Source organism: Desulfosporosinus sp. BICA1-9 (assembly GCF_000802135.1).
This window is the reverse complement of record NZ_JUEE01000101.1, coordinates 1-6,680: the sequence shown is the minus strand read 5'-3', so window position 1 is coordinate 6,680 and position 6,680 is coordinate 1. Positions and strand designations below refer to the sequence as shown.

At 38.9% G+C, this 6,680-nt stretch carries 2 protein-coding genes; one reads left to right on the top strand and one right to left on the bottom strand.

Going from position 1 to position 6,680, the window contains the following annotated elements; translation table 11 throughout:
• Nucleotides 1-3,323 (bottom strand): response regulator (locus tag JL57_RS34355; protein WP_291300048.1); only part of this gene is annotated, 3,323 nt, incomplete at its 3' end.
• A 418-nt stretch (nucleotides 3,324-3,741) separates the two neighbouring features.
• On the opposite strand from JL57_RS34355, the gene JL57_RS34350 reads away from it, so the two are divergent.
• Nucleotides 3,742-6,201 (top strand): HD domain-containing phosphohydrolase, encoded by a 2,460-nt coding sequence (locus JL57_RS34350; RefSeq protein WP_291300049.1) that lies wholly within the window; start codon nucleotides 3,742-3,744, stop codon nucleotides 6,199-6,201.
• Nucleotides 6,202-6,680: the final 479 nt, after the last annotated feature.

The following is a 6,680-nucleotide window of genomic DNA, read 5'->3' as shown; positions in this document are numbered from 1 at the left end:
TCAGAAAGATCGTTTACCAAGTGGCTATAATTATCTGAGTATCTCTTTAATAAGTCATAATAAAACTCTTGTTTATTGCCTAGTCGAATTAGAGTGTTATAAAAATCTAATATCTGAATAGTTTCACTGGGAATCGCCTTAATGGATTCCCCTATATTTTCCACACTCTTTCCTAAGAGCCATTTTTCAAGGGTTTCCAGCAAAAGCTTTGGATCAATGGGTTTAGAAATATAATCATTCATACCGGACTCGATACTTTTTTCCCGATCACCACTAAGTGCATTTGCAGTCATTGCAATAATCGGCAACTCCGAACTTGAATAGGTTTTTCTAAGGATTCCTGTGGCTTTATATCCATCCATAATAGGCATTTGCACATCCATAAGAACTGCATCGAATTTATTGGCACGGACATGTTTAATGGCTTCTTCACCATTACTAGCAATACTTACCTGAATACCGACTTGCTCTAAAATATCCTTTGCAACCAATTGATTGATATCATTATCTTCAACAAGTAGCACACGTTTATCCGCAAGCGCCCTTTGATGCATAATGTGGCTTTCTTCATTTGGGACTTTATTCGCTTGACTCAATGATGTTCCTTTTAAAGCATTCATAACCGCATCAAACATTAAGGATTGATTAATCGGCTTCACTAAGAAATTCTTAACTCCCAATTGGTTTACTTGATTATAATAACTTTCACGTCCGGTAGCACTCACGAAGATAGTTTTGGGCAATGTGATTTCGGTATTAGCTATTAACCTTTTATACAATTCAAGCCCTGACAATTCAGGGAGATTAAAATCGATCACAAGAAGATCATAGTCTTCCTTTTGAAGCAGTTCAATGGCTTCAAAAGGATCTCTAAGCGCTGTGACCTCAAAGGAAAAGGAACGAAGCATTCTTTCAAGGATGATCAATGACGTTTTATTATGATCTACCACTAAGACTTTTTTTCCTTGTAAATCCGGATAGTCTGAATAACTGGGTTTAATCACATCTAAAACTTTATCAAATTGGATAACAAATTGAAAGGAAGCACCTTCACCAAAAACGCTTTCTACCCAAATCTCACCTTTCATAAGTTCTACCAGTTGCTTTGAAATGGTTAAACCAAGCCCTGTCCCACCATATTTTCTGGTCATTGAACCATCTGCCTGGGTAAACGACGTGAACAGTCTTCCGATATGCTCCTCTGGTATCCCAATCCCTGTATCGGTAACACTAAAATGGAGTTTAACTTTGTTTTCTGTTTCATCGAGAACCCTTACCGAGACATTGACTTCTCCTTGGTTCGTGAATTTTATTGCATTGGTCGTCAAATTAGATAGGATTTGTTCTAAGCGAAGTGGATCCCCGATTAATACGTCCGGAACGGCTTCCCCTATATCAAAATTAATATCAATACCCTTATTCGTAGCAGAAATTGTATATAAATTTGATACATTCTCTAGTACCTTATCGATATTAAATTCGATGTTTTCTATTTCAAGTTTCCCGGCTTCAATTTTTGAAAAATCCAGAATATCATTGATAATTCTAAGGAGTATTGTAGAGGCTCCCTCTATTTTCGAAACATAATTTTTTTGGTGATCTTTTAAATCAGATTGACCTAGCAAATGAGTAAGTCCCATAATTGCATTCATAGGTGTTCTAATTTCATGACTCATATTGGCCAGAAATTGGCTTTTTGCCTGGCTTGCTTCTTCTGCTTCTACCATAGCAGCCTTTAGCTCGACTTCGGTCCGTTTTCTTTCAGTTATATTTTGCAAAACCCCTATAAACCTTAGTATTTTTCCAGATTCATCCTTTTTTATGACTTTTCCTATGAATGAAAACCAACTATTTGGATCTTCTTTTAATCGAACCTCAGTATAAAAGTCTTCTCCTATCACCAGCGAATTATCGTCATTAATCGGGGCAAGATTCGAGAGATCTTTTCCGTATACGAAATCTTCCAATTGCCCATTGAACTGAACCCAATCGCACTCTTTGATGAGATCCTGCTGATACCCCGGCGCATTGATTAATTTAAGGAAAACGCCATTAACCACCAAGGCATTATTGGCACAATCTGAATCATATAACCCAATATGCGATGCTTCCATCGCAATTCTGAATCTATCTTCCGAAATAGCTAAACTATTAGTGACCTCTGTTAAGGCTAGGGTTCGATCTTTAACACGACACTCTAGTTCCACATTTAATTGAATCAACTCTTTTTCAGCCTTTTGACGTTCTTTGATTTCGCTGTTAAGTGCTTGTACATTCTTACGAATATTACGTGCCATTTGGTCAATGGTATTAGCAAGGATTCCAACCTCATCTTTACTAGCCTTAAGGTCCTTTGGTATCTCAATATTTGTACCATCAGAGTCCTGGATAATTTCAACCATTCGAGTTAACGGTTTTGTCATCACATTCGTCATTTTGTTAGCCGCAATGAAAATTAAAAGGCTAGCAAACAATGCACCCCCGAAAATTAAGAATAATAAAAACCTCATAGCTTCTGAAGATTCACGATTTTCTAATCCTATTGCTAAATATAAGCCCTCAGTATTAGGTATTTGAGAATAAATTAGATAATTTGTTTCCCCTTGTGGAGTAGTAATTTTCACTTCTCCTGTAGGCTTAACTGAGATTAGTTCTTTAAAATTTTTAATATCCGGTATTGGCCGTTTTTCCATATCCGGATTTATAATTTTGCCTCTTGAATCGAAAAACCAAATTTTTGTAAATTGGCTCATTTTCTCTTTTCCAAATGATCCCATTAATTGTTTAATCCGTACGCTAATGATGGTTAATCCCTTTACTTTACCCTCATTATCTATAACCTTTGTACCAATATAGATAATATAGTCACCATCCCTGTCATCAACAATAGGTTTTGATATCAAAGTAAGTTTATCTCCAGCTAATAATTCCTTCTCAAAACCAACCGACGGTTTAATATTACTGGGGTTATTATCATATTCAGCACCAGTCACCCACTTGTATTTCATGGATAGCCATACATCCTGATGTCTAATCATTTGATTGTCTATCTCTCTCTTGATACTATTAAATTCTCCTTTTTTAAGTATCTCCGAACTGGCAATGTGTTCTAACATATTGCCTTGACTATCAAACCGCTCTCCAAGATATTGTGCTTCACCATCAACAACCTGTAAACCGATATGACTAATAAGGGGTTTTACAATGTTGCCCACTTGATAATATAAAATAGCACATATTAGAATCAGAACTATAAACATAAGCAGAGTATAAGTTGCTCTTAGTTTATGTTTGAAGGATTTATTGACAAAATTCTTTTTCAAACAATACTCATCTCTTTTCTTCGTAATAAATCTCCCTAAAAGTCTTTTACTGCTTCGACAAATGCACTGCCTGTTCCTGCTGTTTTGACAATTTCAACACCAACAGCTCGATTAGCATTTAAAATAGGTTTGCAGGATTTCTACAAATTACAGAGAATTATATAAAATTATCTGTGAAAAAAATGCTTTAAGTCGTTTTTCAGAAGACAGGAAGTGTAATTGTACTAAAAGAGTCGAAGCTGGCAACTGACGGAGTCACATTTGGTCAATGTTGGGGTAGCACGGGAGGTTATGTATCATAAAAACTGCGCATCGAAATTATTATATTTATTGGATCCTAGGATTGCTATTATTTTTGCTAATTAATCCATCTCACGTCACTGCTGCTCCCCCTGTCATAAAAACGATCAACGTGGTTATGGATGACAACTATCCCCCTTATTCTTTTCGCAACAATCAGGGTGATTTGCAAGGAATCACGATTGACCAGTGGAAACTCTTTGAGCAAAAGACTGGGATAAAAGTGAATATCACCGGGATGACCTGGAATAAGGCCTATCAGAGTATGATGCAAGGCGACTTCGATGTCATTGATACCATCTCCTATAATGATGACAGAGTTAAGATTTTTGATTATTCAAAGCCCTATGCCACGATTGAAGTCCCCATATTCTTTCAGAAAAATATTTCCGGGATTACCGATGTCAATTCTTTAAAGGGATTTACGGTAGCCGTGAAAAAAGGGGATAACAGTATCAATGTTCTCAAAGAACATGGCATCACCAATATTAAAGAATATGATACGACCGAAGCTGTTATCCAAGCCGCTAAAGATCAGAAGGCCGTGATATTTACGCTGGGAAAAGCCCCGGCCCTCTACTATCTGTACAAACTGGGAATCCAAGATAATTTTAATTATTCAAGCGCTACCTTATACACCAGCCAATTTTTCAGAGCTATTAAAAAAGGGCATTCGGGGTTTATGCCTGCCATTAATGATGGATTTGCGCAGATTTCTGAGAGTGAATATCAGGCCATTGATAAAAAGTGGTTTGGCTTGACGAGTGCACCCTTCTATGTAAATCCCTTATTCAGAGTGATTGTGATCATTGGGGTTGCCGCTTTTCTGGTGGCCTTGGTGTTGTTTATCTGGAATAGGACGCTTCAACGGATGGTCAAGCAAAAAACCGGTGAGCTGTGGAGTGCTTTCAGCGCAATAAAACAAGTTGAAGAAGAAATCAGAGAATTAAATGCCGAGCTCGAACGCAGAGTCCTGGAAAGAACAGCCCAACTGGAGGACCTAAATAGTGAGCTTGAAGAAAGTAATGCGCTGCTTGAGGAGGAGATCGTCAAGCGTGAGAAGGTTGAAGAAGACATCCGGAAATTGAATGAGGAACTTGAAGATAAGATCAAAATGCGTACGAGTCAGCTAGATGAGCTCAATGCCGTCTTGGAACAACACAATACTTTGTTACATGAATCTCAAAAAGTAGCAGGTTTGGGGAGCTATGTTATAGATCTCCAAACGAGAGAGTTAAGGCCTTCACCAGAGGTTCATGAGATTTTTGGAGTTGATTCGACCTATCCGAACACGCTGGATGCTTTGCTGGAGATTATTCATCCAGATTGGCGAGCCAAAGCTTTCAGTTTTTCTTCTAAGAGGCAGCTTGACCAAGACCGATTCGATTATGAGTACAAAATCATCCGTTTTTCTGATCGAGAGGAACGCTGGGTGCATGGCTTTGCAAAAGTTGAGTTTGATGACCTAGGCAATGCGATTCGTTTAATTGGCATGATTCAGGATGTGACGGATACTAAGCTTTCTGCAGAGAAAATTCTTTATCTAAGCTTCCATGATCAACTGACTGGTCTCTATAACCGGCGATTTTTCGAAGAAGAGTTAAAACGACTCGATGTCAAAAGAAATTATCCCTTGACTCTTGTGATGGCAGACGTCAATGGGCTTAAGCTGATTAATGACTCCTTTGGCCATGCTACCGGAGATGAACTTCTTAAAAACGTTGCCGAAGTGCTGCGTAAAGGCTGCCGAGCAGATGATATTATTGCCCGACTCGGTGGAGATGAATTTGTTATCCTATTGCCTAAGACGGGCGCTGTTGAAACAGAGCAAATTCTCAAACGAGTTAATGCTTTAGCTACCCAGGAAAGAGTAGGTTCAGTCGAATTATCCATTTCGTTTGGCTATGAAACTAAACGGAACGAGATCAAGGATATTCATGAACTACTTAAAAAAGCCGAAGATTATATGTACAAGAGAAAACTCTTTGAAGGCCCAAGTATGCGCGGGAAAACGATCGAGACGATTATCCGAACTCTTCACGAAAAAAACAAACGAGAAGAACAGCACTCCTACCGAGTTTCTGCACTCTGTCAAAGTATGGGGGAAGCCCTTGGTTTGATGGAAGGAGAAATACAGGAACTAAAAAACGTCGGCTTACTTCATGATATAGGCAAGATCGCCATCGACGAAGAAATACTTAATAAGCCCGGAAAACTGACCAATGCTGAATGGGCTGAAATTAAACGTCATCCGGAAATCGGTTATCGTATTCTGAGTACGGTCAATGGTATGGCGGAAATGGCGGAATACGTGTTGGCTCATCATGAACGCTGGGATGGCTTAGGCTATCCGAAGGGTTTAAAGGGCGAGGAACTAGCACTTCAAACTAGGATTATTGCCATTGCCGATGCCTATGATGCCATGACAAGTGCACGAAGCTATCGAGATGCTTTACCCGATGAAGTCGCTATTGCAGAACTTCAGAAGAATGCCGGGATTCAGTTCGACCCAGAGTTAGTGAAGCTATTTATTGACAAAGTTGTCAACGCATCTTCCATACTAAAGAGGGGAAATTGACTCACTGGAGCCCTCCATTGTGGATACGCTTCGTCTAAAAGATACCATAAGTATCTTAAGGTCAAGTCTTTCGCGATCAGTAAAAGTATACCAGGTCTGAGTGCTTGAGACATCATGAGTCTAGAGCGTGAAGCTACAGCAAGCAGCCTGTACAATATTTTCCGTTGTACTTTCCCGTGGAAAAATAACGAATTAGCTAGTTATCACGAGATTTAAGCGAAAATACATCTTGAATAAAGACACGGGTGTAGGAAGATTGATCTTCCTACACCCGTGTTTCTATGTTTGTCCGTCCGTCTTACAATCAAAAAGAGAGCAGTTAGCCTAGAGTAAACGAGACACATACCGCTAGTTATCTGGTCAACTTTTTATCCTGACCTCAAAGGCCAGAATATCGCTCCTTGACTCGTATAATTTTTCTTCAAATACCTTCTTAAACCAAGCAGTTCTGTTTTTGGTGGGCGGATACTGATAGAACT